This is a genomic window from Marinobacterium lutimaris (assembly GCF_900108065.1).
Taxonomy (GTDB): Bacteria; Pseudomonadota; Gammaproteobacteria; order Pseudomonadales; family Balneatricaceae; genus Marinobacterium_D; species Marinobacterium_D lutimaris.
Genome location: NZ_FNVQ01000004.1, coordinates 217,639 through 243,589 on the forward strand (window position 1 = coordinate 217,639; position 25,951 = coordinate 243,589).

Here is a 25,951-nt window from a genome sequence, read left to right on the forward strand (position 1 = left end):
GTTAACTCCCATTACTGCGTCAGCTCACGCCAGGCGATACGGCCACTCTCATTGCCATCATTGATGTTTACCGTTTCGGGATCAACATTCCTTGAACCAGTGGTAACCAACACCTGGCGCCCATCTTCCTGGTCAGTAATACTGCCGCTGCTTACCCCTGCGTCCGTATCAGAAAAGCCTGAAGAAACCTGCCCGTCGATACCATCTTCAGCGTCAAATTCACCATCGTTATTGACGTCGAACACCTGATAATTCAGCGCACTGCCGGAATTGTAATCAAGCGATAGGAACCAACTGCTACCGCCTCCCGCACAAGGATCAGCGGAGGGAATAAGCGTACTGAATATAACGAGATCATTAGTGAGACTTGCTCTAGCAACGACCCGCTCTCCAACTGCACCTGTTCCGCCGTTGGCTTCACTGACATAAAGGTCCATAAACCACCCCTTATCGGAGGCCGTCAGGACGTTAGTTGAAGTGGTTCGCAGCGCCACCTCCCCTCTATCGACTTCAGCAGTGATCGTCTGCTGCTGCAAGGCTCCTCGGCCGCTGACCGCAGAACCTTCGTCAAAAATACCGTAAAGCGTTTGCACCTGCGGATCGTCACTGACGATATTATCTCCCTGCTCGTGGAAACTACCGGTTCCAAACAGGATCATTGGGTCGTTGTTGCCATTAAAAGCAGCACTGAGAGGCGCTGTTATAGGCTGGCGAGTGTTATCCGCATCCATCGCAACAAACAGCGGACTTCCCTGCTGGCCAGTTCCAAAAACTTCCCAATCGGCAGCCTCCGTATCATCGATATCGATTCTCCACAGGTTACCCTGGGTATCACCGACATAAATGCGATCAGCAATACGATCTCTTTCCAGGTCGATCACCAGGGGGGCTCCAAGCTCACCGCCTTGCGTATCTAATTCAAACTCCCTGATCACCTGGCCATCACTGGCATCCAGTATCCAAACATAGCCTTCGTCCTGGTCCGTTTCGTAGCCGCTAGTGACCACGACCCCGAAGTCACCATTACCCAAGGCGACCAGCGAGGGTTGCTGCACAAGAAATCCCATCTTTTCGTTGGTGTACTCCCAGAGTACATCACTCGAAGACATGGTATTGGGGTCTGTAATATCCAGCGCAAAAACACTGTTACTACCCGCGCCAGTCGTCGCTACCGCGAGGGTAGCCCAATGGCTACCCAACCAAGCATCACCTAATCGCGGTGTGCCGTCTACGTAGTAACGGTGCACATAACCCGGGTTTGCTAATTCGTCCAGCCCACCAAGTACCGAGCCAGGAACATAAGCAAAAAGCTCGTTCCCGCCGCTGCTGGTATCACTGCCATTAAACACATGCAGCATACCGTCGTTGGCGCCAACTACAACGACCGGCGGCTTATTCTGATATTCATTACCTTCGCGATAACTAGCGTATGCCGCACCTGCATCGCCAAACTCGCTGTTTCCGGCTAGGGCCGAATAGCCAAAGTTTTCCTCATTATCGATATATTGTGGGCTGGAATTGACGATATCCCCTAGGCGACTGGATCGAGGCCGAAAACCTTCAACACTTTCGTTAGACCGGTCACCACGAACGTAATTAACGAGATCCGGTGCCAAGCCAATCCCTGATGTGAAGCTCCGTCCACCGGTCACCGCACCGTTGGTTACATTACTAAAATCGCCACTTGTGAATACCTTCCGGCTACCTATGTTACGTGCGTCCAACTTTTCCGCTGCGCTCCATGCCCGAGATCCAACACCACCGTTCGTGTCGATTGAGTAAGCAACCAAATCTCCGCTCCAACGGTTGGTATCAAACATCGCCTGAAATATCAGAGAACCCGCCACCAGTTGGTCACTGTTGAAGGAAACCGCGGTGGCTGTGGACGTCAACGATTCAGCAATATCGCTAAATGCCCTTTCAAGACCTTCAACCATCGCATCGGCCTGCCCTGCTGGGAAGTAATTATCCGCACGCTTAAGGTTCGCATTTGATTGCGTCAGCGTTTCTCCATTGGTGAACCACCAGTGTTCAGGCAGCGCCTCGGACAAATCATCAGGTCCCTCAATTTCCGGGAGTGAACAGTTAGGCTCATCATCAGGGCATTTCGGCGTAAAGCCTCCATACTTGGCGGTCAGCCAGAATTGGTTATCTTGCCTCCGATTCAGTACCTGATACTCAAGCACATCAACCCAATAGGTATCTATCGTTTGTCTACCCGGTATATCGTCGCGCTGGTCTCGAGTATGCGCATCATAGGCCAGGCCTATCATGTAACCAGGGTTACGGGTCGCGCCAAAGCCCTGGTCAGTTAAGGTCAGGGACTCTAACTCACCAACTTTCTGGTTCAGGTCATGTACATTAACGGCCGTATCGTCATTTACTGCCGACGGAAGGCTGGGCTCTACGTTAGGTGTTGGGCCAGTAAAGCTACTTCCAGGCAAGTTTTGATCCCTATGTGTATTTACATCCCCGATACCTAAAATCACATTCTTTTGACAGCTGTATTGAATTGGATCTTCCCAATCATCACGAATAACTGCAAAGTTATCGACCCAGCGCCTCGCCGTATCGTTTCCATAGTTCTGACCCCTGTTTGTATATTCAGGAACAGGCCCTATATTCCGAAAATAACGTGTCGCGGTATAATAAAGCTCGCTAACCGGGTCACTCGTTTTATAGGTATTGTTATTTAGTTCACCAAATTTATTGATGTAGTTCATGGCGCCACTGTTTACGTTATTAACGCCATAATAATTTTCGGTATCCTGAGCGTCTGACGAATCTGGATTAGGATACATCACGCCAGTTACCAGATCCCACTCGGCCTGATTATTGTCCTGCCATCCAGATCCTGGGAGACGCTCGCGCGCACCAATAAATTTCTGTTGAGCGCGCAGAACCCCGCCGTCTCGCAATACATTATTATCATTCAGATAACCGAATACACTATAACGAATCTGTTCAGCATATTGCTGCATCAATCCCTCAGGCTTCCACCCTTGAGAATAGGGCTGACAGTTCGCTTCAAGACCCGCTACTGGATCACAGACTTTAACCCTCACAGCTGCTCTATATCTGTTGTTGCCGAGCGACTCATACTTGAAAACACTATCCTCTGTCGGATCAAAACGTTCTATCCGAAAGTTATCAACCCCATAGTCGGCATTCCCTTTGAAGTATATCCGGGAGATATTTCCAACATTTAGATCTCCATTCCCACTGGTAGAAAAAATCTCGTTATTATCCGAATCAACAATACTCAAAGATAAAGCACGTGCCCCGTCAAACGAAAGCGTGAACCTATGCCACTCTCCTCGGGTCACATTAGCCCACCCGCTTGAAACGTATGGCCCTACTAAGTTGCCTCCATCTAAGATATCTATATAAACGGTACTTCCACCATTGGTATCCCCGCTATAGACATAAATACCGTAGCCATTACCTTGGTTATCGCCTATGAAAAATGCAGCATCCCTGTTTCCCGAACCACTATTTAAATAAAAGTCACCAGAAAATATAACACCATCATCAATATCAAATCGATTATGTATATAATCGTTCGCGTTTCGACCACCGGAATTATTGCTTTTCCTTAAATATCTATTCCCATATGACCCGCCGTATGAATAGTCATTCGTGTGGAATCCATAATTCAAGTCAGCAGAAATACTTCCGTTGAAGTTCTCACTGTGTAGCAGTTCAGAACTCAGAGAATCGCCCAGATATTCAGCATTAGCGGGGACCTGGAATTCCAGACCGTGACCATTCTTTGCAGAAACGATTATCTGACTGGCATTAAAGGGAGTGGCATATCGTATTGAGTGATCGCTATCATTATAGATAGTACGATCGGGGTTATTATTTTGCCCCGAGTTTCTAGCTTTTTGTATCCAGGTTTCATCAGGCTCATCGACAACTCGATAGCCACCTGTTAGCGCCCAACGGAACGGGTCTATGGTTTGCATCGAAGCCCAGTTTAGGAAGTTTCCGCTCCAGTACGCGCCATCACAGCGGTGATTCGAAGCGTTTCCCGATACCGGATAGAAGTGTCTCTCGGACTCATTAGCGCTACCGCTATAGTCGTAACACTTGTTGGGGTCAAAATAACCTAGAAAAGTTGATGCCTCTCGATAAGGGTCAATATTCGCTAAGCTGTTTACCGTCGGGTATTCAACCGAAGGGACTATAGCCATATTGCCGGGTACGCTACTGCCCAGAAACAGAGGCTCCTGCGCGACATCCGCATTAACGCCCTGGCAGGCCGCCAGCAAAGAGACAGAACAGAGCCAGCTTTTGATTCGAAGTCCTTTCATCATCTATCGCCTATCGTTCTATTCTGTATGTCGATTCCAGCTGAACATCCGCACTCCCGGACAAGCCCCTGGATCGAGCGACCACCCTGACAATCATGACGGTGTAATCAGGGCTTTCGTTCGCATCCAGGGAGGGCTGGTACTCAACAGACTGTTCAGTCAGCGTGTAGCTCGCATTTACGTCATTACCGTTAATATTCACAGTAATCGTATCGCTCTCACCATCTACATTCGGGAAGCTGTCTTCAGCATCTGACTCTCCCTGACGTAATGCAGCTTCAGCGGCCTGGAAGGCAACATGGCGATCCCGCAGGTTACCGGCCATTTTCTCTTCCATGGTCGTGGTCTGCATGGCACTGACGCCAACAATGGTGATTAGCAGCAGCATGATCAACGCTACGATCAGCGCTGCACCGGACTCATTCCTAAAGCCCTGAGCATTCATGGCAGCTTATTCCTTAGGGCTACGGTTGAGGTAAACACCTTGCGCAATCGGCGATCCGAGGTACCAACCGTCGCAAAAGGGGCGGGCAGTGTATCGGACCTAGTCTCAAGAACGTTGTCTGTCTCTCCGGCTACCAGCAAGTGAACCCTGATTGAAAGAACTTCATCCCAATCAGTTACCTGCGAGGCATCACGATATATATCCACGTTCCGATCGCCATCGGTGTCCTGCCCATACTCGATCTGCATATCCTCGACGCCACTAACCAGCGGTACATCATTACTCAGAGAGCCATCTGAGGAGAGTGCACGGCGCCTTAAACCCACTCTGCCGTCGCTCCCCTCTCCGATGTAATAGATCAGGGTTTGTAGTTGATAGACATCGATTTCACCATCGTACTGATGACTGAAATCGTTATTCTGATTTATGTTGCCAGGTGAGGGCGAATTGCCACTGCCACCGCCACTGCCTGCCAGCGCGAGGTTCGAACCATTTTCGTTATTTACCTTTTGAAAAAGGTCACAGCGTTGCTCATCAGGATCAGCATCGACAACGAGAATAATCGAGCCCGCCGTGATGCCGCTTGCCGAGGTCAACCCTATGTTGTTAGCGTTTGCAGGGGTGTTACCGCTAGCTTCAAGTCTTGTGCTGGTCGCCATATTCTTTAGCATCAGCACGTCTGTTTCCGCTTGGTAGTTGCTTAAATTAGCCGAATAGTCGCCGGCTTCATCATCCCAGCCTTCGATGCCAGCTCCAACCAGATACAGGTCTGCAGCGGCAGTGCCAGCCTCTACATCCAAAAGGTTATTTATTTCACAGATCGGCTGATACGCCGTTTGACGCACATCCCTAGACAGAAACTCTAAAGCGAATCGCCCGTTCTCCTGCACCCGCGATAAGGCGTCGTTTACGGCGTAGGAGCGTAAGCCGCCGACATAAACAACGAGCACTCCCAGAATGATAAAGAGGCCGATGGTCAGACTGACCATCAGTTCGATAAGCGTAAAACCCTTTTCAACACTGCGTCCGTGCATCATTAGATCTCTGTCTTAAATTCGAAGACATTGTTAGCAGCGTCGATGCCTGTAGCTTCATTACCCTGGCCATCAAGCAGTTCACCCCTGCTATCGTTCCAGGTAAGACTGATCGTCACTTCGTTTCCTGTTCGAATAACGGAGCCTCTTGCTGTATCACCCAACTCGCTAATAACTCTACCATTCCAGGTTTGTCGGTATGCGCAGGAGGTACAGTCGTTATCAAATCCGCCGTCCAGAAAATCAGCAGGAGAAGCGCGCATGGCATCGGCCAGATCATAGGCAAGAAAAGAAGCCTGCGAACGCAGGTAGGCACTGTGGTTGCCTTTGGTGGTGTAGGTCATCATTCCGGCGACCCCAAGCAACCCCACGGCGATCACAAACATGGCGATCAACACTTCAATAAGAGTTGAGCCAGACTGACGATTTTTTGGAAGGTGATACTTCCCATCCCTGGGCATAGACTTCAGTCCTCTTCAAAGCCTCCAATGGCGGTCACTTTGTAACCACCAATATTAGCGTCTCCATCCGCTAACGAAAAGTTAAAAACTCCTTCATTCTGCACACTCCCCATGGCAGTGAAGGTGATCGGTCCCGCACCGCCATTCTGGGATAGGGTATACCTCGCCGGCAATGCATCCCAGACCCTGACGGGCGCCGCGCCGCTGGCGTTGGGGATGACTAACCATCCTACGCTCCAGTTGGCATCGTTGCTACAGGCGTTACCCGCACTGTTCCGTCGACAGAGGGTAGTTTCCACACCGCGGGTAACCGCCTCAGAACGCGCCACCTTGACTGCAGATGCTAAACCTTCACTGATAGCGCGGCGCTGACTGCTGTCAATAAAGCTACTGAAGCTGGGAATACCTATGCTCAGCAGGATCGCCAGAACGGCAATCGAGACCATAAGTTCGAGGAGGGTAAAGCCTGAAAATCTAGACAGCATAAGCATAGATCAGAACCAAATCCTTGCGGTTCTCAGGAGACACTGAAAGTGTATCGAGACAGAAATATCCCACTCTGCGACAGGGAAAGCAAGAACTGCGAAATTGAATAATTTTACCAAAGTAACTTTTGGCATTTGAGACTGGAATAGCCTCTGGAGGAGAGGCCATTTTTTAGCGCGATCTACAAATACGATTCTGCTGCCATATTTACACCTTTAAACCGAAAATGTATTTACGGTATCTCAGTACACTCCGCCGTCGCAGAGAAAGCAAAGTTCTGACCGGATACATTAGCATTTACATCTTTATAATAGTAATGAGCAACCGAATCAGAAGCATCAGATGCGACTGAAGCCGCATAAAAATCAACTACTCCAACCAGCTCTTCAGCTGTTGCATCATCAGGACAACCTACCTCTCCATTAGAAGGCGTAGGCTGAGCTATGATAGCCCCTGTCCAATCGACTGGAACCCTGCATGAATACTCCCAAGTATCGTAATTACTGATAGATGGTGACGCTACCGAAGCTCCAATAGAGCAATAAATTGATATTTCCGGCTCAGGGTTACCAATAATACTAAAGCCGCCGGCGTTTTTCCCTGTATCTCTATCCACAGATATATACCCGGATATTGACCACCTAGCAGGAACATACCCTAATATTACTTGCCCAGCCTCGTTAGACGCATCAGGAGCCAAATTATAAAAATCATTAAGACTTCCGGGAAATGGGTTCTGATCTATTTTCGAATCAGAGTTATAATTTACATATTTACTAGCTAATATCTGACCATTCCCGGTACATTTACTATAGTCGTCAGTTACAATATAACCTTGACGCTCGACATCTCCACCATAGTATGGAACCTCATCAATTACGTGAGCCACTGAAACAACATTTTTATTGAGAAAATAATATTCACTAAGCTGGACTGAATCGCCAAACCTAATTAGGCCAGACTCCCCTGCAGTAGAGGCATTCTGAAATGTAATTTCGTCAGTTAGTGCTGAGCTAGCGATATTAATTGGCAATTGCTTAATTAAATATTTATAGCGCCGCGACCCGCTATCTGGTTCACAGGAAAGTATCTGTTCACTAACCAAGTCCACATCGTCTTGTTGAACATTAGAATATATGTCTAGGTTGATAGTCCCTCGCCATCCCTCCGCCATCACACAAACATAGTCCCCATAATCATAAGGAGCTGTAACACTATTTATCGTTCCATATTTATAAATGACACAGTTTGCCCCCCCAGTTGCCTGTAAATCTAAATAATAGTGAGACAATTCGGTAGGAGAGGCAGCCGAGGCAAATGGTATATAGCCAAAAACGGTATTTTTTCCTATGACAGAACCACCATCACTTAAATCAAAAACCCCGACCGAACCGCTATTACTATATCTCGCAACACGTCCAGAAATCTTCATTAAATTATCAGTTGAATCATTGAGCCTTATTAACTCAACCGCCTTCGTTTCATCATTCCCCATTACTACGGAAATTACACCGTTTGTATCAAGAACTGTCCCTGCGGCTGCCGACGAAACATCTATCAGCGACCTATTCAACACTGTTGCGTTGCCTGTGGGTAAATCTATCGAGCCAAACTGATCGCTAACCTTGCCCACACCAGCTTCGCTCGGAGAAAGGCCACTTAATGGGTTAACCCATGCGATGTTTGAAATGAGAGATACCGAATCGGAAGAACCGTCACTATCCTGCCAAGAAACCATTACGTCAACTGAATACACATCGGGCGTGGCCAAAGAAGCTAATGAAGCCGCGGGCTGTATCCTGTTACTAATTGTAAACGTGCTGTTTATACCCGCTCCAGATACTACGCCAACCGTTGGATATCCATCTGAAGCAGCTGCAATAATTGTCGAATCAAACTCATCCCTGTCCTTATATGCTCGAAGATCCTCCAATCTCTGTTCCGCTAACTTAACAGCATACATTCTCGCTTTAGACTGTCCACTCTCACTTACGAGCAATGAATTAAATATAAGTGCACCAAGCAAGCCCACACAAAGAACGACAAAAGCGATCAAAGCTTCTATTAAAGTAAATCCGCGCTGTATGCCTTTCGTTTTCATGGTAATCACTTCCAATCTTTCCAGCTACCGTTAATTAAACCGACCGTATAAACATTATCAAAGGCATCGAGGACAGAATCACTGAGCTTAACAGTAAACGTACCGTTCATTTTCTCTATATCACCGGTTGTAATAACACTACCATTTACTGTATATTTACCATTACCACCAGTAATATTCTCAGCCAATAGTACTCCCCAAGTAGTCCCATTAGCATTGATTCGGACATCGCCTTTCACAGCGATTACTATAGGAATAGCTGTACTTTCATCGTTAGGATCTGAAGGAGGTACACCATAATTCCCCTGAATTTTAAGATCGGAAACACCTTCAACATATATAACGCCTCCAATATTATCAGCATCATATGCAGCTGCATCGAACTCAGCCTGAGAAGTTACTACTTTTCCTTTTTCCAGAGCTTTAGTTTTTAAACCATCCCAGTCTGTCCCGAAAAAATTCCCCAAAAACTCTTCTTCAGTCGCCGAATTAAGTTCTTGATCATTCGCGATCACATCAGGCCCTAATGTATTATTAGTGGTGCTCATCTGATTTGGCACACCATCGATAGTAATATATGTGTTCGAGTTACCACCTCCATCAACATCACCACCGGCCCAAACCGTAACCTTCTCAGCATTGTTGTATATCTGCATGCTACCGGTAAGATCAGAAACCCCTTTTGATACCACCGGCACTTTCGGCAAACCTGGCAGCAAAGGGAGACGACCATACCCCTGCGAAAGATGCCTAACTATCGACATATCTTCTAGGCTATATCCCTCTGCCTTTACTACTATAAGAGCCTCATTCCCTGAAGCAGACCCATCTACCAAAGAAACAGAAAAACGCTCGTTTCCCAAACTTTGCGTCCCTAAACTCACTCCAGGTACAGACATATCCGCTGAAAGGTAGCCCGCTACTGAGTCCAAGCCTGCCTGTGCTGCAGCAAATGCTTTTTTCCCACGATAATCACTAGCACCTAGTTGCTTTTCACGCACCACGGTATCTGACATATAAAAACCGACACCCAGGACAGCGAGCATGAGAACGATGGCTGTGAGAAGGGTTGCCATCCCACGCTGCTTATCCACTGAAGCAAAGCGAACCGTCACTGCTCGTCTCTTCATGTTCAGTCCACCACATCGTTGTTGCGAATTTTGACTGTTTCGCGCACCGAGCCAGCCCAATCACTATCCCGAAGAACTCTGGCTTCAACATATATAGAAATGTCTCTTATCGACACATAGCCAGAAGAAACTGTTCCGCATGCGACGGAACTTGCGTCCTCTACCAAAAAACATGATTCGATTGATGACAAACCAAACGAAGTAACGTCCATAAAACTGTCATCCGTTAGCGGCTCCCAAGTCCCGGACCCCAAACCACACTGGTCCATCGCAGTAACACCTACAATCCTCGCTTCGATCCAGCCCGCGTTTGCATTGCTTGCCAGCCTGAACCCTAGCCTTTCATCATCGTCTATGGATTCATCATCATTCACATCATAGCTATACAAAACGCAATCGGTTCCAATAATAGCGAGCGGAATCTCACCACTCGGATCCGAGTACGGTGAAGGTATAGCCGCGGATGCCGCTGATGCGGGCCAATGACCGGCACGCCGGAGTTCACCGGAGATCAAGTCATTTAGCGTAGACAACTCTTGATTAAGACGTGTACTGTTCAAAACATCCCGGCTACTTGATAACGATGTTAGGAGGGCATAGAGAACTCCAGAAAGCACGATAAGCCCAACTAAGAGGCCAACCATTAGCTCTATCAAAGTGTAGCCGCTTTGCCGGCACTGTTTAACGAATGCCATCTACATCTCCTTACGGGCAGGCGGGGTATTGGCTAACATCATCTGAACATATCTCTACCTGCCCAACAGAACTCACGGAAACAACCACTTGCCAAGCAGAAGGCGATTCTATTCTTAAACCATCGCTAACTATCGTGCCCGCTGTACCGAGCCCAGGCTTCTCGAAACTTACGGTAGCATTACTACCCGCATTGGAAACTTCTATCGTCGGATACTCATCTGCACTCACCGTTAACACAGGTTCTCCATTGACCTGACTCGCAGGCGGATTTTGATCTCCATAAACAGATACCCATGCCTGCCCTGTAGTGACATTAAAGAATATCGTTTTATTATTGGAGATCGCCGCTCGCTTGGCCTGCTGTATCTGACCATGCAAAGCTTCGGTAGCGCCAACAAGGCGTTGTCGTTCGATATAGTTGCCGAAGTAAGGAGCAGCTAAAGCTACAAGAATTGCCAGAACCGCAATGGAGATAAGTAATTCAATAAATGTCACGCCTTGCTGGCGCGTTGAGATAGTTTTGGCAGTGAAACGTTGAAGATACATGGCTGATCACCTCGACCAGCAGTCGCGGTCAGCGTATGAGCCGGAATCGTCAATTCCTTCACGATCCACAGCAAACGTTCCACAACTATCTCCGGCCTGATCCCCTGTCGGAGCCGCTGTAGCTGTGAATGTTGATGTGCCTGCTGAAGTTACTTCCAATATGTAATGCTCATCGGCGGAGTAATAGCTGCCACCTGACAACGCCCCTACTCCCAGCCCTGCCGGGGGCGCTGAAAGATTGGTCGTAAAAGAGGTGTTATTCGCCCGCCACTTTTCCTGCTCAATGCGAATTTCAGCCAACGCATTCATAGCATCAGCCCGACGAGCCTTACGGACGTATTCCTGATAGGAGGGGTATGCGATCGCCGCCAGGATGCCCACTACGGCAACGACGATCATCAGTTCGATGAGAGTAAAGCCAGTCTGTCTCTTCATCCGTGCGGGATCCATACAAGTGTTTGCATTCCCGCACTATAGCAGACTGGCTTTCTATTAGAAGTTAGTTAACTGAGAGAATTTTGACCTCGAACAGTAACGTCTTTCCTGCCAGCGGGTGATTGAAATCCACTGAAACACGTTCGTCATTAAATTCCGTGATCACACCGGGAATTTCACCACCCGGTTCCTGGAAGGAAACGACCAGGCCAGGTTCCAGATCCATGTCTTTGAAATCCTTGCGGGAAAGCACCTGGATATTGCTGGGGTTGTGCTGGCCAAAGCCGCGCTCTGGGGCAATGGTCAGCTGGGCTTCATCACCCTCTTTAAGGCCGAGCAGTGCCTGTTCGAAACCTTCAGGGATGTTGCCATCGCCGAAGGTAAAGGTGGCCGGCTCGGCTTCGAAGTTTGAATCAATAATCTGGCCATCCTGGAGTTTGATGGCAAAGTGCAGGGTGACCTGCGTGTCGGGACCGATGGTCGCTTGACTCATTTTCCACTCTCTTTGGCGCTTTGATCGCCAGCAAACAACATATCGATAATCAGAAGAATCGCGCCACAGGTGATCGCAGTGTCCGCCAGGTTGAAGGCCGGGAAGTACCAGCCGCCGTAGTGCACGGAGATAAAATCGACCACATGACCATGAACTATACGGTCGTAGAGGTTACCCAGAGCACCACCGAGCAGCAGCGACAGACCTGAACCCAGCCACCAGGCGCGGGCCGGTGTGCGTTTCATCCACACCAACAGCATCAGGCTCACACCCAGAGCGATCAGGATGAACAGCCAGCGCTGCCAGCCGCCCTCTGCCGCCAGGAAGCTAAACGCTGCCCCCTTGTTGTAGAGCAGCGTCAGATCGAACACCGGCAGGATCGACACCGGATCGGCATAGGTCAGCCGGGTATCTGCCAGGTACTTGGTACCCAGGTCCAACAGGATGACGACCGCGCTGAGCCAGAGCCAGCGCAGTGCGCTGGCCTTACTTGTGAGCGACTCCATCAGGCGTACTGGCGCTGTTCGCCTTCTCCACTGACGTTTTCGACACAGCGACCACAAAGTTCCGGATCCTCAGCGTGCTGACCCACATCTTCACGGTGGTGCCAGCAACGGGCGCACTTGGGCTGTGCGGAGGCTTTAACCGCCACCTTGAGACCTGCTACGTCTGTATCACGGGCGCCTTCGCCCTCCGCCAGCGGCGCAATACGGGCCACGGAGGTGATCAGTACGAAGCGCAGCTCGTCACCGAGGCGCGCCAGATCCTGCTGTAGCGCTTCATCGGCATACAGAGTCACTTCGGCAGCCAGCGAGGCTTTGACCAGCTTCTCGCCACGGGCATCTTCCAGACACTTGTTCACGGCGTCTTTAACCGCCATGACACGCTGCCAGAACTCCGGTGTGAACTCGTCGTCGAAGGCGACGGTGGTCAGACCTTCATACCAGGTGGTCAGCAGGACACTTTCGCGACGCTCGCCCGGCAGCACCTCGTAGATCTCTTCAGCGGTAAAGCTGAGGATCGGCGCGATCCAGCGGGTCAGCGCTTCAGCGATATGGAACAGCGCGCTCTGGCAGGAGCGACGCGCCAGGCTGTCCGGCTTGGTGGTGTACTGGCGATCCTTGATGATATCCAGGTAGAAGCCACCCAGCTCACGCACACAGAAGTTATGCACCTGCTGGTACACATCCAGGAAGCGGTAACCGTCATAGGCGTCGATCACTTTCTTTTGCAGTTTCGCTGCGGCATCGACTGCCCAGCGATCCAACGCCAGCATCTGTTCCGGCTCAACCATATCCTTCTCGGGATCGAAGCCGCTCAGGTTAGCCAGCAGGAAGCGCGAGGTGTTACGGATACGGCGGTAAGAGTCGGCGGTACGCTGCAGGATCTGCTTGGACACAGCCATCTCACCGGAGTAATCGGTGGAGGCCACCCACAGACGCAGGATATCGGCGCCCAAAGAGTCGGTGACTTCCTGCGGTGCGATCACGTTACCGAGCGACTTGGACATTTTGTAGCCCTTCTCGTCGACGGTGAAGCCGTGAGTCAGCACCTGCTTGTAAGGCGCACAGTCGTTGATCGCGATAGAGGTCTTCAGCGATGACTGGAACCAGCCACGGTGCTGGTCGGAACCTTCCAGGTACATATCCGCCGGGAAGCGCAGGCCGTCGCGTTGCTCAAGCACCGAGTAATGCGTCACGCCGGAGTCGAACCAGACATCCAGGGTATCGGTGACCTTGTCGTAGTCGTCGGCTTCGTTACCCAGCAGCTCTTTGGCATCCAGCTCGAACCAGGCGTCGATGCCGCCCACTTCGATCTTCTGCGCCACCTGCTCGATCAGCTCTTTGGTGCGCGGATGCAGATCGCCGTTCTGCTTGTGGGTAAACAGGGTGATCGGCACGCCCCAGGTACGCTGACGGGAGACACACCAGTCCGGGCTCTGCTCGACCATCGCTTCGATGCGGTTCTGGCCCCAGTCCGGGAACCACTGCACACCCTTGATCGCTTCCAGCGCGTGTTTTTTCAGGCCCTTCTCTTCCATGGACACGAACCACTGCGGGGTCGCACGGTAGATCAGCGGGGTCTTGGTACGCCAGCAGTGCGGGTAGCTGTGCTGGAAGCGTTTCTTGTGTACCAGCTTGCCTTCGCGCTCCAGCGCTTCACAGACCGGCTCGTCGGCCTTGTAGACGTGTACGCCGGCGAACTCGCCCGCCTCGTCGGTGTAAGTGCCGTTAGCCTGTACCAGGTTCAGCGTGCTCAGGCCGTATTTCTGGCCGACGACAAAGTCTTCCATACCATGATCAGGCGCGGTGTGAACCGCACCGGTACCCGCATCGGTAGTCACGTGATCACCGAGGATCACCGGCACCTGCTTGGCATAGATCGGATGTTTCAGCTGCAGCAGCTCCAGTGCGGCGCCGTTTACGGTCGCCAGCACTTCGTACTTATCCACACCCCAGCGCGCCATTACATCGTCAACCATGGATGCGGCCAGCACCTGGCGGTCCAGCCCCTGCTCGGTGTGGGCTTCAACCAGCGCGTAGTCCAGCTCGCCGTTCAGCGACACCGCCTGGTTGGCCGGAATGGTCCAGGGAGTGGTGGTCCAGATAACCAGGGATACTGGTGTCTCGGTCGCTTCCTGGCCGAACAGAGCCAGAACCTTAGCCTGATCGGCGAAGGTGAAGCGCACGTCGATAGAAGTGGAGGTCTTGTCCTGATATTCCACCTCGGCTTCCGCCAGGGCGGACTGACCGACCACGCTCCAGTAAACCGGCTTGTAGCCCTTCACCAGGTGACCGTTCTCGATGATCTTGCCGAGGGCACGGACGATGTTGGCTTCGGTATCGAAGTTCATGGTCAGGTAGGGGTTGTCCCAGTCACCGAGCACGCCCAGACGGATGAAGTCGGCCTTCTGGCCTTCTACCTGCTCGGCGGCGTATTCGCGGCACTTCTGACGAAACTCGCGGTACGGAACCTTGTCGCCGGCCTTGCCGATCATGGTCTCGACCTTGTGTTCGATCGGCAGACCGTGGCAGTCCCAGCCCGGCACGTAAGGCGCGTCGAAACCGCTCAGGGTTTTCGACTTGATGATCATGTCCTTGATCACCTTGTTAACCGCATGACCGATATGAATATTGCCGTTGGCGTAGGGAGGGCCATCGTGCAGGATGAACTGCGGACGTCCTTTACCCTCTTCGCGCAGTTTCGCGTAGAGGTCGATCTGCGCCCAGCGCTCAAGCCACTGGGGCTCACGGTTGGGCAGATTGCCTCTCATTGGGAAGGCCGTTTCCGGCAGGTTCAGCGTCGGTTTGTAGTCGGTCATAACAAATTACGTCCCAGGATTATCTTTTTCAGCATTGCGATTCGAGCCAGCGACGTGCGGCCTCGATATCGTCCTGAATCTGTGTCTTCAGCGCGTCGAGGCCGTCAAAGCGGCGCTCGTCACGCAGGAAATGTCTGAATTCCACCTGCATCAACTCGCCATACAGGTTGCCGCTGAAGTTCAGCAGGTGAACTTCCAGCACCGGCTGTCTGCCGCTTACCGTAGGCCGCATACCCACGTTGCAGACGCCGGAATAGCGCTTGCCGTTGGCCAGTGCGTCCACCACATAAACGCCACGCAAAGGGCAGGCAAAGCGGTGCATACGCACATTAGCGGTGGGCGAGCCCAGCTGCCGGCCCAGCTTCTGCCCGTGCATCACACGCCCGGCTACGCGGTAAGGACGCCCCAACAGTCTGGCGGCCAACTCAAAATCATGCGCCTGCAACGTGGTGCGAATGCGGGAGCTGCTGATGCGCTCGCCATCCACCTCACAGGTGGCGGTTTCCTCAACCGAGAAGCCGTATTTGTCGCCGGCGTTCTTCAGCAGTTCAAAATCACCGCGCCGGTCGCAGCCAAAACGGAAGTCATCCCCCACCACCAGGTGACGGATATTCAACCGGTCGATCAGCAGTTGGGTGACAAACTCATCCGCCGACATGCTGCGCAGACGGGTATTGAACATCAGGCAGAGCACACGCTCGACCCCGGCAAACTCCAGAAACCGCACCTTCTCGCCAAACCGGGTCAGCCGAGGTGGCGCGCCCTCGGGAGAGAAGAACTCTCGTGGCTGGGGCTCAAAGATGATTACCACGCTGGGCAAGCCGAGTTCCGCCGCCTTCGCATGCAACTGATTCAATACCGCTTGATGCCCCAGATGTACGCCATCGAAGTTACCAATGGTCGCGACACACCCGAGATGGCGCTCACGCAGATTGTGTAAACCGCGAATCAATTCCATACGCGACTAAACGAGACTCCATAAAAGCGAGATGAGCAGCGCCAAAGGCGCAGCGACGGTTCTTAAGAAAACGCCGGATTATAGCCTGAAAAGCGGGGTTTGATTAAGCCCTGATCAACCTCTCAGGTGACGCATACGCAAGCCGGTTGCCAACAGCACGCTGACGTAGACCGCGAGACCGCCAAATACCAGCGTCGCCATCCAGACTCCGCGCTGCCAGACGTCCGCCAGCAACCAGTCCGCTGATGGCCGAGACAGCCAGAATAACAGCGCGCCGAGGGCACCATTGGCCAACAGAAGCCTGACCACAAATACGCCCCAGCCCTTCTGCCAGTGAAACACGCCTTCCTTGATCAAGCCACGCAACAGCAGCCCAGCATTCATAAAGGCCGACAGCGCTGTAGCCAGCGCAAGTCCCGCGTGGGCCAACGGCCAGATCAAAATCAGGTTAAACAGCATATTGGTCGCCATCGCCTGCACCGCGACCTTGACCGGCGTTTTGGTGTTCTGACGGGCAAAGAAGCCAGTCGCGAGCACCTTGATCAGCATGAAAGCCACCAAACCCACAGCATAGGCACGCAAACTGCGGGCCGACATCTCGATATCCAGGTCGGTCATGGAGCCGTAGTGGAACAGCGTGGTCAGCAGCTCTTCAGCCAACACCACCAGCGCGACGGCGGCGGGCACGCCGATCAGCAGCACCATGCGCACTGCCCAGTCCAGGGTTTTGCGGAAATGCTCCGGTGACTGCTCGGCATGCTTGCGCGAAAGACTGGGCAGGATAACGGTGGCGATGGCGATACCGAATACACCCAGCGGCAGCTCCGAGAGACGGTCAGAGTAATACAGCCAGGACACGCTACCGGTCTGCAGGAAGGACGCCAATACCGTATCCAGCAACAGATTGATCTGCGCCACAGACACCCCAAACAGCGCCGGCAGCATCAGTTTCATAATCCGCTGCACGCCCTCATCCTTCCAGCCGCGCTGCGGCACAGGTACCAGCTGAAGACGCGCCAGAAACGGCAGTTGAAACAGCAACTGCAACGCACCGGCCATAAACACGCCCCAGGCCAACGCCATGATCGGTGTTTCAAACTGTGGACTGAGCACCACCGCCGCAAAAATCAGCGTCAGGTTCAGCAGCACCGGGGTAAACGCTGGAATCGCAAAGCGCCCATAGGCGTTGAGAATCGCACCGCAGAACGCCGTCAGCGATATCAATGCCAGATAGGGAAAGGTGATCCTCAGCATCTCTGCTGCCAGATCAAACTTTTCCCCGGCATCCATGTAAAAGCCCGGCGCAAACAGAGCCGCCAGCAGCGGCGCGCCCAACACACCCAAGAGCGTCACTGCCAGTAATATGGAGCCCAGCGTTCCGGATACGCGATAGACCAGCTGTTGAACCGCCTGCAGATCCCGCTGTGAACGGTATTCCGACAGCACAGGCACAAAGGCCTGGGAAAACGCGCCCTCGGCAAACAGCCGACGCAGGAAATTGGGAATCTTGAACGCCACAAAAAAGGCATCCGCGCTGCCGCTGGCCCCGAAATAGCCGGCGATCACCACGTCGCGCACCAGTCCCAGCACACGCGACAGCATGGTCATCACTCCAACCACGGCGCTGGATCTAAGCAGGCCCGGTGAGGATTTTTCAGACTGGCTTGGGGGACTAGACAAGGGAAGGCTTCCGTTCAACTAAATTCTGGGTCAGGTACGGTTTTTCGTCGGCTGATCATACAGCGACAGAGCAACAGGGGAAACGGCGCAAAAAGCAGATCGGTCACTTGACACTCAATCGTCAAACATGAATAATCTCGCGTCTAATTTTTCGGCATTACGTACCGCCGTATCCTGATTAACTTAAATTTTAAGGAGCCAGATCGTGGCGAATTCCGCAGGATCCCGTAAACGTGCTCGCCAGGCGGAGAAGCGTCGTAAGCACAACGCTAGCCTGCGCTCCATGGTGCGCACTTACTTCAAGAAAGTTCTGAAAGCCATCTCCAGCGGTGACAAAGCTGCTGCACAGGAAGCTTTCAAGACTGCCCAGCCGCTGCTCGACAGCGCTGTTAACAAGGGCATCTTCTCGAAGAACAAAGTCGCTCGCACCAAGAGCCGTCTGAACGCAAAGATCAAAGCAATGGCGTAACGCCTGCTGCTGATCGAAGCTCCAAAAAAACCGGCAATCGCCGGTTTTTTTGTGCCTGGAAGTTAGGATTCTGGTGGATTATCGCGGCGAGGGCATCGTTCCTACGCAAATCGACCGCCGCAATACCCATTGTAGGAGGCGCGCCCCGCGCCGATTGAACCCGACACGGTGGTGATTCAAAACCTCTGGCGGGTGATCGCGACGGGGGCGTCGCTCCTACGAAAACCGTGCCACACCCAGGGTAGGAGGTGCGCCTCGCGCCGATCGGAGCCGGCGCGAAACTTCCTCACTCAGGCCAGAACCAGGTTATCCCTGTGGACAAGCTCCGGCTCACCCAGGAAGCCCAGGATATCCACAATATCACTGCTCGGATGCCCGATAATCTGACGCGCAGCGCCGGTGCCGTAATTGACCAGGCCACGAGCGATAATTGCTCCCGCCTCATCCTGCATCAGCACCATCTCCCCACGAGAAAAATCGCCGTGCACCGCTTTAACACCGGCAGGCAGCAAACTCTTACCACCGGTTACCAGAGCCTTAACCGCTCCAGCATCCAGGGTAAGCGTGCCGCGTGCCTGCAGATGACCGGCAATCCACTGCTTGCGCGCTGCGACCGGCTCTTTCTCCGGCACCAGCAAGGTACCCAGAGCCTCGCCAGCAAACAGGCGCAGCAGGACATCATCCTCGCGACCGCTGGCGATAACCGTCTGCGCTCCCGAACGGGCCGCCAGACGTGCCGCACGCACCTTGGTGGCCATACCACCACGCCCCAGCTTGCCGCCACCGCCCGCCATGGCGATCAGGCTCTTATCATCGGCCCGCGCCTCGTGCACGAAGGCCGCATCGGGGTTGGAGCGCGGATCAGCCTCGTAAAGCCCCTGCTGATCGGTCAGCAGAATCAGCGCGTCCGCCTCAATGGCATTAGCCACCAAAGCGCCGAGGGTATCGTTATCACCAAAACGGATTTCGCTGGTCACCACCGTATCGTTTTCGTTTACAACGGCGATAACACCCAGCTCAATCAGCGTGCAGAGAGTGGAGCGGGCGTTCAGGTAACGCTTGCGGTTGGACAGGTCATCATGGGTCAGCAGTACCTGAGCTGTACGCAGGCTATGACGCTCGAAGGCGGTCTCGTAAGCCCGAACCAGTCCCATCTGACCTACCGCGGCGGCGGCCTGCTGGCGATAGATCTCACGCGGTCGCGACGTCCAGCCCAAACGCTTCATCCCTTCAGCAATGGAGCCGGAGGAAACCATCACAACCTCAACACCGCGCGCGCGCAATTCGGCGACCTGGGCAACCCAGCGGCCGATAGCCTCCAGATCCAGACCCTGACCGTCATTGGTCAGCAGCGCACTGCCGATTTTTACCACCCAGCGACCTTTGCGGGCCAACCCCTTACGACCGGTTACCACCTGCTTCTCCCTACAAAAACGGGCGCGACCTAACTAGCGCACCCACTCAACATCGACATCATAATCGTCTTCGTCGAAGTCATCATCGTCATCCAGACCATCTTTTGCAGCCTGACGACGTGCACGCGCCTCGGCCTTGAGACGTTCAAGGTTTTCACGCGCTTCCTGATCGATGGTGGCGCGAATTTCGCGCTCCTCATCCAGCAGTTCCGGATTCTCAGCTACTGCTGCCGCGCGCTGATCAAGGAAGTCCTGCAAGTTATGCACAAGCTCCTTGAGACCTTGCTTATTGAGCGCGGATATACGGTAAACCGGCCCCTGCCACTCCAGCGCTTCCAGCACCGCCTGACAGGCAGCCTCACGCTCATCTTCCGGCAGCAGATCCAGTTTGTTCAGCACCAGCCAGCGCGGCTGCTCGGCCAGAGTCGGGCTGAATTTCTGCAGCTCAGCAACGGCTGTCACCGCCGCTTCGGCAGGCGTAGTCTCACCCCAGGGCGCCATATCCACGAGGTGCAGCAGCACACGGTTACGCGCCAGGTGCTTGAGGAAGCGGATACCAAGACCGGCACCTTCCGCCGCACCTTCGATAATCCCTGGGATATCGGCCACAACGAAGCTGCGATGAGCCTCGGTGCGCACCACACCCAGGTTCGGAACCAGGGTAGTGAACGGATAATCCGCCACCTTGGGCTTGGCCGCTGAGACAGAACGGATCAACGTGGATTTACCCGCATTCGGCAGACCGAGCAGCCCCACATCAGCGATCACCTTGAGCTCAAGGCGCACATTTCTCAGCTCACCCGGCGTGCCATTGGTGGTCTGGCGCGGCGCACGGTTCACACTGCTTTTGTAGCGAGTGTTACCGAGACCATGAAAACCACCCTGACAGATCTTTTCGCTCTGACCGATCTGGGTCAGATCGGCCAGCACCTCATCGGTGTCCACATCCACCACCGTGGTACCCACCGGCAGCTTCAGCACCATGTCCTCGCCCTTGGCGCCGGTACAGTTACGACCGCTGCCCTGCTCACCGTTTTGCGCTTTGTACTGACGGGTGTAGCGGTAATCGATCAGCGTGTTCAGGCCTTCATCAGCCTCAACGTAGATCGAACCTCCATCACCACCGTCACCACCGTCCGGCCCCCCTTTCGGGATAAACTTTTCGCGCCGGAAGCTCATGCAACCGTTGCCGCCTTTACCGGCCTCAACCGTGATGATCGCCTCATCGACAAATTTCATCTGTTACCTCCCGAAAGAGCTGACGCCGGCAGACGACCGGCTTAAAAACAAAAAAAGCCCCGCCTTAGCGGAGCTTTTTTCAACTTCAGCGTGCCGCTTAGGCAGGAACCACGCTGACGTATTTACGGCTGTTCGGGCCTTTAACCTCGAACTTAACAACACCGTCCGCCTTGGCGAACAGGGTGAAGTCTTTACCAACACCAACGTTTGTACCAGCGTGGAACTTAGTACCGCGCTGACGAATCAGGATGTTTCCAGCGATAACGTTTTCACCACCGAAGCGCTTAACACCAAGGCGCTTGGACTGTGAGTCGCGTCCGTTACGCGTAGAACCACCAGCCTTCTTATGAGCCATTATAAATCTCCTGTCTGATTAGCCACTGATACCAGTGATTTTAACCTCAGTGAACCACTGACGGTGGCCCTGACGCTTCATGTGGTGCTTACGACGACGGAACTTGATGATGTTCACTTTCTCGCCGCGGCCGTGGGAAACGACTTCAGCCGCAACCTTGGCACCTTCAACAACCGGCGCGCCGACTTTGATGTCGTCGCCGTTGCCGACCAGCAGCACACGATCGAATTCAACGTTGGAACCAGCTTCAGCGGTCAGCTTTTCCAGCTTCAGCGTCTGGCCTTCCTGTACGCGGTACTGCTTACCACCGCTAACAATAACTGCAAACATGTATTTCTCCAGTGTTTTGCCTGCCCGGCTACTAGGACACAAACCTACTTCTAAGGGAGCAGCTCAGGATCATTACTGATCCGCTGAACCACGACACCCTATGGTAGGGAGCAAAGATGGACAGGCTTAGGGCGCGCAATTTTACACAAACCCTAGGTGTCGCTCAATAGATAACCCGGACAAAAAACCACCAGCCTGTGCATTTCTTGACACCTCGAATGCTTCTCCCTAGCATTCGGCCAACTATTCTGTCGACAAGTTACCTCTCTCGCCCATGCAGCCACACCAGCTTAACCCGTTGATAGAACCGCAGTTTGATGCGGTCACCGAGTACATTCTTAACCATCTGGGCTCCAACGTCCCCCTGGTTGAAAGTATCGGCCACTATATCGTGGAGAGCGGCGGTAAACGCCTGCGCCCTCTGCTGGTGCTGCTGGCCGCCAACGCCTGTGGTTACGAAGGCAAGCAGCACATTCCGCTGGCCGCAGTCATCGAGTTTATCCACACCGCCACGCTGCTGCATGACGATGTGGTCGACAATTCGGATCTGCGCCGCGGCAACGCCACCGCCAATGCAAAATGGGGCAACGCTCCCAGCGTTCTGGTCGGCGACTTCCTCTATTCCCGCTCCTTCCAGGTGATGGTGGAGATTGGTGAAATGGCGATCATGAAGGTGATCTCCAACGCCACCACCGTGATCGCCGAGGGCGAGGTACTGCAGCTGCTGAACCAGCGCAACCCGGACACCACCGAAGAATCCTACATGAATGTGATTCTCGGTAAGACCGCCATGCTGTTCGAAGCGGCCACCGAGTGCGGCGCTATTCTGGCAGGCAGCGACGATGAATCACGCGAGGCACTGCGTCTTTACGGACGCCACCTCGGCATCGCCTTCCAGTTGGTCGATGACGTGATGGATTACCTCTCCAGCAGCGAAGAGATGGGCAAGAACGTCGGCGACGATCTGGCCGAGGGGAAAGCCACTCTGCCGCTGATCCACGCCATGCGTACCGGTAACGAAGAAGAGCGCAAACAGGTGCGCGAAGCGATCCGCAAGGGCGGCCTCGATGACCTGACGCCGATCCTGGAGATTGTGCGCAACACTGGTGCTATCGAATACACCCGCGAAAAAGCTAAGGAACAGGTCGATCTCGCTCTGGCGGCTCTCGAAACCCTGCCGGAAACCAGCTTCCGCGACACTCTGGCGCAGATCGCCGGCATGGCTGTGCAGCGCACCAGCTGAGACCCTCTCGGGTCTCTCTACCGGCCCGGGGCTCCTCCTTACAGATTCGCTCGTAGGAGCGGCGCCTCGCCGCGATCAACCTCTGCCGTTTGAAATTACCGCCGAGCGCGGTTAAATCGGCCCGAGGCGGACCGCCTACTGCCGATGCAGCAGATAAACCACTTCACGCACCGCCACATCACTTTGGCTTTTTGTCGTTTCTGCATCCGCCAGGCGAATCACGGTGAATGCCGGTTCAAACAGTTCACGCACCTCGTTTTCAGGCACGGAAAAAGGTGGTCCAGCGTCGCCACCGAACTCCAGTGAAACCAACAGCATCTCAACGCCCGGCGCCAGCCGCTGCGCCATGCGTTCGGCATAGCGCCTGCGCATAGCCGGAGGAAGTGCGATCAGAGCGGCGCGGTCATAGACAGCCCCCACACCGCGAAACGCCTCCCAGGGCAGTTCAAAGAGGTCCGCCGTTAACAGCACGATGCCATCGCGTTCACGGCGGTGATAGGTATCCACGGTAACCGCCGCGACATCGACACCCTGCTCGTGAAAAAAGTCTCGGCAGGCAATATCGCTAAGCTCTACGCCCAACACTTCATGCCCCTGCTCCCGCAGCCAGAGCATATCTTTGGATTTACCGCACAGCGGCACCAGAACACGTGCCCCAGTTTCAAATCGCAGCTTAGACCAGTACTGCTGCAGCCAGGGATTTATCGCTTCCTGATGGAAGCCGATGCGGTTTTCCTGCCAGCGCTGATGCCAGAAATCATGTTCCATTTTTTATTTATCCCAGCTGGACCCACACTTTAAATAGAGCGCCATTCACATATGTCAAAGCGCACCTTCTGGAAATTAGCTGACACAGCCCGTGCCTCACAAGCTGCTAACCGGTATAATGTGCCGCTATTCTGAACAATTTTGTATGTGGATAAACAGTTTTCTCATGACAAAACCTTCTTCCTTTGAACGCGAAGACCTGCTCAAGTGCGGTCACGGCGAGATGTTTGGCCCGGGCAACGCCCAGCTGCCAGTCGACAACATGCTGATGATGGACCGCATCACTCGGATTAGTGCCGAGGGCGGTGAATACGGCAAGGGTGAGATCATTGCCGAGCTGGATATCCGTCCTGATCTCTGGTTCTTTGACTGCCATTTCCCGGGTGATCCGGTGATGCCGGGCTGTCTCGGTCTTGATGCCATGTGGCAGCTGGTGGGCTTTTTCCTCGGCTGGCGTGGTAACGAAGGCCGTGGCCGAGCTCTGGGCTCAGGCGAGGTCAAATTTACCGGTCAGGTACTGCCCAGCGCCAGCAAAGTGACCTACCACATCAACCTGAAGCGTGTTATCGAGCGCAAGCTGGTGATGGGTATCGCTGACGGCTCACTGTCCGTAGACGGCAGAGAGATCTACACTGCAAAAGATCTGCGGGTGGGTCTGTTCAAGAGCACAGACAGCTTCTAAGCCACTTATGCACCGCACGCACAGACCCGGGGAGCATCGCTTTGATGCAACCAGTCAGCGTGCTGCAGGTCCAACTAACAGAACTCGACAAACTTAGAGAGGCCACACATGCGACGTGTCGTAGTGACCGGTATGGGGATCGTATCCTGCCTTGGTAACGACAAGGAAAGCGTTCTTGAATCCCTGAAACAGGGTCGTTCAGGCATCAGCTACCAACCGGAATATGCCGAGCTCGGTTTCCGCAGCCATGTAGCAGGCAGCGTAGACATCGATCTGGACGAGATGATCGATCGTAAACTGCGCCGCTTCATGGGTAAGGCTGCAGCCTACGCTTACATTGCGATGGATCAGGCGGTCAAGGACTCAGGTCTGAGCGAAGATCAGGTATCCAACGTCCGTACCGGTCTGATTGCCGGTTCCGGCGGTGCATCTTCTGCGGATATCGTTGAATCCGCCGATGTCCTGCGCGACAAAGGCGTTCGCCGTGTTGGTCCCTACCGCGTAACCCGCACCATGGGCTCCACCGTTTCAGCCTGTCTGGCCACGCCGTTCAAGATCAAGGGCGTGAACTACTCCATCACCTCTGCCTGCGCCACCAGCGCGCACTGCATCGGTAACGCGATGGAACAGATCCAGCTGGGTAAACAGGACGTGGTCTTCGCCGGCGGCGGTGAAGAGCTGCACTGGTCACTGACCTGCATGTTCGACGCCATGGGCGCCCTGTCCAGCAAGTACAACGATACGCCGGAGAAAGCCTCCCGCGCGTACGACGCCAACCGTGACGGTTTCGTCATCGCTGGCGGTGCCGGCATGCTGGTACTTGAAGAGCTCGAACACGCCAAGGCCCGCGGCGCCAAGATCTATGGCGAGCTGGTCGGCTACGGCGCTACTTCCGACGGTTACGACATGGTCGCTCCGTCTGGCGAAGGCGCGGTGCGCTGCATGCAGCAGGCGATGTCCACCGTTGAGGGCAGCATCGACTACATCAACTCCCACGGCACCTCCACTCCGGCGGGTGACATCCAGGAGCTGAAGGCGATGAAAACCACCTTCGGTGACGATATGCCTGCGGTAAGCTCCACCAAGTCTCTGACCGGCCACTCTCTGGGTGCAACCGGCGTACAGGAAGCGATTTACTGCCTGCTGATGCAGCAGAATGACTTTATCTGCGCCTCTGCCAACATCGAGCAGCTCGATCCGGAAGCGGAAGGCCTGCCGGTGGTCACCGAGCGCAAGGATGGTGTGAACCTGGAGCGTGTCATGTCCAACAGCTTCGGCTTCGGTGGCACCAACTCCACCCTGGTATTCCAGAAATACCACGGCTAAGACGAAATTGAGCGACACACC

The 25,951-nt window shown here is 53.6% G+C and carries 24 protein-coding genes; 4 read left to right on the forward strand and 20 right to left on the reverse strand.

Features of this window, described 5'->3' with window-relative positions; genetic code table 11:
- Positions 1-11: 11 nt before the first annotated feature.
- The 15 genes from C4S72_RS18050 to murJ form a co-directional block, all read right to left on the reverse strand.
- On the reverse strand, positions 12-4,319 hold the full coding sequence (locus C4S72_RS18050; protein WP_104004579.1) for a pilus assembly protein: 4,308 nt from the start codon (positions 4,317-4,319) through the stop codon (positions 12-14).
- A 7-nt stretch (positions 4,320-4,326) separates the two neighbouring features.
- Positions 4,327-4,761, reverse strand: a complete 435-nt coding sequence (locus tag C4S72_RS18055; protein WP_104004580.1) for a pilus assembly PilX family protein — start codon at positions 4,759-4,761, stop codon at positions 4,327-4,329.
- On the reverse strand, positions 4,758-5,798 hold the full coding sequence (locus C4S72_RS18060; protein WP_104004581.1) for a PilW family protein: 1,041 nt from the start codon (positions 5,796-5,798) through the stop codon (positions 4,758-4,760). The genes C4S72_RS18055 and C4S72_RS18060 overlap by 4 nt, the downstream gene beginning before the upstream one ends.
- Entirely contained in the window at positions 5,798-6,256 is a 459-nt protein-coding gene (gene pilV / locus C4S72_RS18065) for a type IV pilus modification protein PilV (protein ID WP_104004582.1), read from the reverse strand. Before pilV ends, C4S72_RS18060 begins: the two co-directional genes overlap by 1 nt.
- A 5-nt stretch (positions 6,257-6,261) precedes the next feature.
- Entirely contained in the window at positions 6,262-6,747 is a 486-nt protein-coding gene (locus C4S72_RS18070; RefSeq protein ID WP_104004583.1) for a GspH/FimT family pseudopilin, read from the reverse strand.
- Between the two features lie 227 nt (positions 6,748-6,974).
- A complete protein-coding gene (locus tag C4S72_RS18075) occupies positions 6,975-8,843 on the reverse strand; it encodes a type IV pilus modification PilV family protein (RefSeq protein ID WP_146071923.1) in 1,869 nt (622 codons plus the stop codon).
- A gap of 5 nt (positions 8,844-8,848) precedes the next feature.
- A complete protein-coding gene (locus C4S72_RS18080) occupies positions 8,849-9,973 on the reverse strand; it encodes a hypothetical protein (protein ID WP_146071924.1) in 1,125 nt (374 codons plus the stop codon).
- Positions 9,974-9,975: 2 nt separating this feature from the next.
- Positions 9,976-10,668, reverse strand: a complete 693-nt coding sequence (locus C4S72_RS18085) for a PilW family protein (RefSeq protein WP_104004586.1) — start codon at positions 10,666-10,668, stop codon at positions 9,976-9,978.
- Positions 10,669-10,678: 10 nt separating this feature from the next.
- Positions 10,679-11,215: a GspH/FimT family pseudopilin gene (locus C4S72_RS18090; RefSeq protein ID WP_104004587.1), complete on the reverse strand. Its 537-nt coding sequence runs from the start codon at positions 11,213-11,215 to the stop codon at positions 10,679-10,681.
- Positions 11,216-11,221: 6 nt separating this feature from the next.
- Positions 11,222-11,650, reverse strand: a complete 429-nt coding sequence (locus C4S72_RS18095; protein WP_200826832.1) for a type IV pilin protein — start codon at positions 11,648-11,650, stop codon at positions 11,222-11,224.
- A 64-nt stretch (positions 11,651-11,714) separates the two neighbouring features.
- Entirely contained in the window at positions 11,715-12,143 is a 429-nt protein-coding gene (locus C4S72_RS18100; RefSeq protein WP_104004589.1) for an FKBP-type peptidyl-prolyl cis-trans isomerase, read from the reverse strand.
- The gene (lspA, locus tag C4S72_RS18105; protein ID WP_104004590.1) at positions 12,140-12,649 is read right to left on the reverse strand and encodes a signal peptidase II; all 510 of its coding nucleotides are present in this window, start codon (positions 12,647-12,649) and stop codon (positions 12,140-12,142) included. Before lspA ends, C4S72_RS18100 begins: the two co-directional genes overlap by 4 nt.
- Positions 12,649-15,465, reverse strand: a complete 2,817-nt coding sequence (ileS, locus tag C4S72_RS18110) for an isoleucine--tRNA ligase (RefSeq protein ID WP_104004591.1) — start codon at positions 15,463-15,465, stop codon at positions 12,649-12,651. Before ileS ends, lspA begins: the two co-directional genes overlap by 1 nt.
- A gap of 28 nt (positions 15,466-15,493) precedes the next feature.
- The gene (gene ribF / locus C4S72_RS18115) at positions 15,494-16,423 is read right to left on the reverse strand and encodes a bifunctional riboflavin kinase/FAD synthetase (protein WP_104004592.1); all 930 of its coding nucleotides are present in this window, start codon (positions 16,421-16,423) and stop codon (positions 15,494-15,496) included.
- 114 nt (positions 16,424-16,537) lie between these two features.
- Positions 16,538-18,031: a murein biosynthesis integral membrane protein MurJ gene (gene murJ / locus C4S72_RS18120; protein ID WP_104004593.1), complete on the reverse strand. Its 1,494-nt coding sequence runs from the start codon at positions 18,029-18,031 to the stop codon at positions 16,538-16,540.
- A gap of 277 nt (positions 18,032-18,308) precedes the next feature.
- Here murJ and rpsT point away from each other — a divergent pair, with 277 nt between their 5' ends.
- On the forward strand, positions 18,309-18,572 hold the full coding sequence (gene rpsT / locus C4S72_RS18125) for a 30S ribosomal protein S20 (RefSeq protein ID WP_104004594.1): 264 nt from the start codon (positions 18,309-18,311) through the stop codon (positions 18,570-18,572).
- A gap of 290 nt (positions 18,573-18,862) precedes the next feature.
- Here rpsT and proB read toward each other — a convergent pair whose 3' ends face one another.
- The 4 genes from proB to rplU form a co-directional block, all read right to left on the reverse strand.
- Positions 18,863-19,987: a glutamate 5-kinase gene (proB, locus tag C4S72_RS18130; protein WP_104004595.1), complete on the reverse strand. Its 1,125-nt coding sequence runs from the start codon at positions 19,985-19,987 to the stop codon at positions 18,863-18,865.
- Positions 19,988-20,020: 33 nt separating this feature from the next.
- On the reverse strand, positions 20,021-21,226 hold the full coding sequence (cgtA, locus tag C4S72_RS18135; RefSeq protein WP_104004596.1) for an Obg family GTPase CgtA: 1,206 nt from the start codon (positions 21,224-21,226) through the stop codon (positions 20,021-20,023).
- Between the two features lie 97 nt (positions 21,227-21,323).
- Positions 21,324-21,581 (reverse strand): 50S ribosomal protein L27, encoded by a 258-nt coding sequence (rpmA, locus tag C4S72_RS18140; protein WP_104004597.1) that lies wholly within the window; start codon positions 21,579-21,581, stop codon positions 21,324-21,326.
- 18 nt (positions 21,582-21,599) lie between these two features.
- On the reverse strand, positions 21,600-21,911 hold the full coding sequence (gene rplU, locus C4S72_RS18145) for a 50S ribosomal protein L21 (RefSeq protein WP_104004598.1): 312 nt from the start codon (positions 21,909-21,911) through the stop codon (positions 21,600-21,602).
- A 274-nt stretch (positions 21,912-22,185) separates the two neighbouring features.
- On the opposite strand from rplU, the gene ispB reads away from it, so the two are divergent.
- A complete protein-coding gene (gene ispB, locus C4S72_RS18150) occupies positions 22,186-23,154 on the forward strand; it encodes an octaprenyl diphosphate synthase (RefSeq protein WP_104004599.1) in 969 nt (322 codons plus the stop codon).
- Positions 23,155-23,289: 135 nt separating this feature from the next.
- Here the strand turns inward: ispB and C4S72_RS18155 are convergent, their stop codons facing one another.
- Complete coding sequence (locus C4S72_RS18155; protein ID WP_104004600.1) at positions 23,290-23,922, reverse strand: thiopurine S-methyltransferase; 633 nt, start codon at positions 23,920-23,922, stop codon at positions 23,290-23,292.
- Between the two features lie 166 nt (positions 23,923-24,088).
- Between C4S72_RS18155 and fabA the strand changes: the two genes are divergently transcribed.
- Both fabA and fabB read left to right on the forward strand, forming a co-directional pair.
- Positions 24,089-24,604 (forward strand): 3-hydroxyacyl-[acyl-carrier-protein] dehydratase FabA, encoded by a 516-nt coding sequence (fabA, locus tag C4S72_RS18160; RefSeq protein WP_104004601.1) that lies wholly within the window; start codon positions 24,089-24,091, stop codon positions 24,602-24,604.
- A 108-nt stretch (positions 24,605-24,712) separates the two neighbouring features.
- Positions 24,713-25,930 carry a beta-ketoacyl-ACP synthase I gene (gene fabB, locus C4S72_RS18165; protein ID WP_104004602.1) on the forward strand — a complete coding sequence of 406 codons (1,218 nt, stop codon included), beginning with the start codon at positions 24,713-24,715 and terminating at the stop codon, positions 25,928-25,930.
- Positions 25,931-25,951 lie beyond the last annotated feature (21 nt).

Excerpts from the sequence above, each read along its gene's own strand:
- C4S72_RS18155 (WP_104004600.1), bottom strand. The coding sequence starts at position 23,922 with ATGGAACATGATTTCTGGCATCAGCGCTGGCAGGAAAACCGCATCGGC.
- lspA (WP_104004590.1), bottom strand. The coding sequence starts at position 12,649 with ATGGAGTCGCTCACAAGTAAGGCCAGCGCACTGCGCTGGCTCTGGCTC.
- fabB (WP_104004602.1), top strand. The coding sequence starts at position 24,713 with ATGCGACGTGTCGTAGTGACCGGTATGGGGATCGTATCCTGCCTTGGT.
- C4S72_RS18055 (WP_104004580.1), bottom strand. The coding sequence starts at position 4,761 with ATGAATGCTCAGGGCTTTAGGAATGAGTCCGGTGCAGCGCTGATCGTA.
- C4S72_RS18090 (WP_104004587.1), bottom strand. The coding sequence starts at position 11,215 with ATGTATCTTCAACGTTTCACTGCCAAAACTATCTCAACGCGCCAGCAA.
- C4S72_RS18070 (WP_104004583.1), bottom strand. The coding sequence starts at position 6,747 with ATGCTTATGCTGTCTAGATTTTCAGGCTTTACCCTCCTCGAACTTATG.
- C4S72_RS18060 (WP_104004581.1), bottom strand. The coding sequence starts at position 5,798 with ATGATGCACGGACGCAGTGTTGAAAAGGGTTTTACGCTTATCGAACTG.
- C4S72_RS18095 (WP_200826832.1), bottom strand. The coding sequence starts at position 11,650 with ATGAAGAGACAGACTGGCTTTACTCTCATCGAACTGATGATCGTCGTT.
- C4S72_RS18100 (WP_104004589.1), bottom strand. The coding sequence starts at position 12,143 with ATGAGTCAAGCGACCATCGGTCCCGACACGCAGGTCACCCTGCACTTT.
- C4S72_RS18085 (WP_104004586.1), bottom strand. The coding sequence starts at position 10,668 with ATGGCATTCGTTAAACAGTGCCGGCAAAGCGGCTACACTTTGATAGAG.
- ileS (WP_104004591.1), bottom strand. The coding sequence starts at position 15,465 with ATGACCGACTACAAACCGACGCTGAACCTGCCGGAAACGGCCTTCCCA.
- ribF (WP_104004592.1), bottom strand. The coding sequence starts at position 16,423 with ATGGAATTGATTCGCGGTTTACACAATCTGCGTGAGCGCCATCTCGGG.
- rpmA (WP_104004597.1), bottom strand. The coding sequence starts at position 21,581 with ATGGCTCATAAGAAGGCTGGTGGTTCTACGCGTAACGGACGCGACTCA.
- ispB (WP_104004599.1), top strand. The coding sequence starts at position 22,186 with ATGCAGCCACACCAGCTTAACCCGTTGATAGAACCGCAGTTTGATGCG.
- pilV (WP_104004582.1), bottom strand. The coding sequence starts at position 6,256 with ATGCCCAGGGATGGGAAGTATCACCTTCCAAAAAATCGTCAGTCTGGC.
- cgtA (WP_104004596.1), bottom strand. The coding sequence starts at position 21,226 with ATGAAATTTGTCGATGAGGCGATCATCACGGTTGAGGCCGGTAAAGGC.
- rplU (WP_104004598.1), bottom strand. The coding sequence starts at position 21,911 with ATGTTTGCAGTTATTGTTAGCGGTGGTAAGCAGTACCGCGTACAGGAA.
- C4S72_RS18050 (WP_104004579.1), bottom strand. The coding sequence starts at position 4,319 with ATGATGAAAGGACTTCGAATCAAAAGCTGGCTCTGTTCTGTCTCTTTG.
- fabA (WP_104004601.1), top strand. The coding sequence starts at position 24,089 with ATGACAAAACCTTCTTCCTTTGAACGCGAAGACCTGCTCAAGTGCGGT.
- C4S72_RS18080 (WP_146071924.1), bottom strand. The coding sequence starts at position 9,973 with ATGAAGAGACGAGCAGTGACGGTTCGCTTTGCTTCAGTGGATAAGCAG.
- murJ (WP_104004593.1), bottom strand. The coding sequence starts at position 18,031 with ATGACCATGCTGTCGCGTGTGCTGGGACTGGTGCGCGACGTGGTGATC.
- C4S72_RS18075 (WP_146071923.1), bottom strand. The coding sequence starts at position 8,843 with ATGAAAACGAAAGGCATACAGCGCGGATTTACTTTAATAGAAGCTTTG.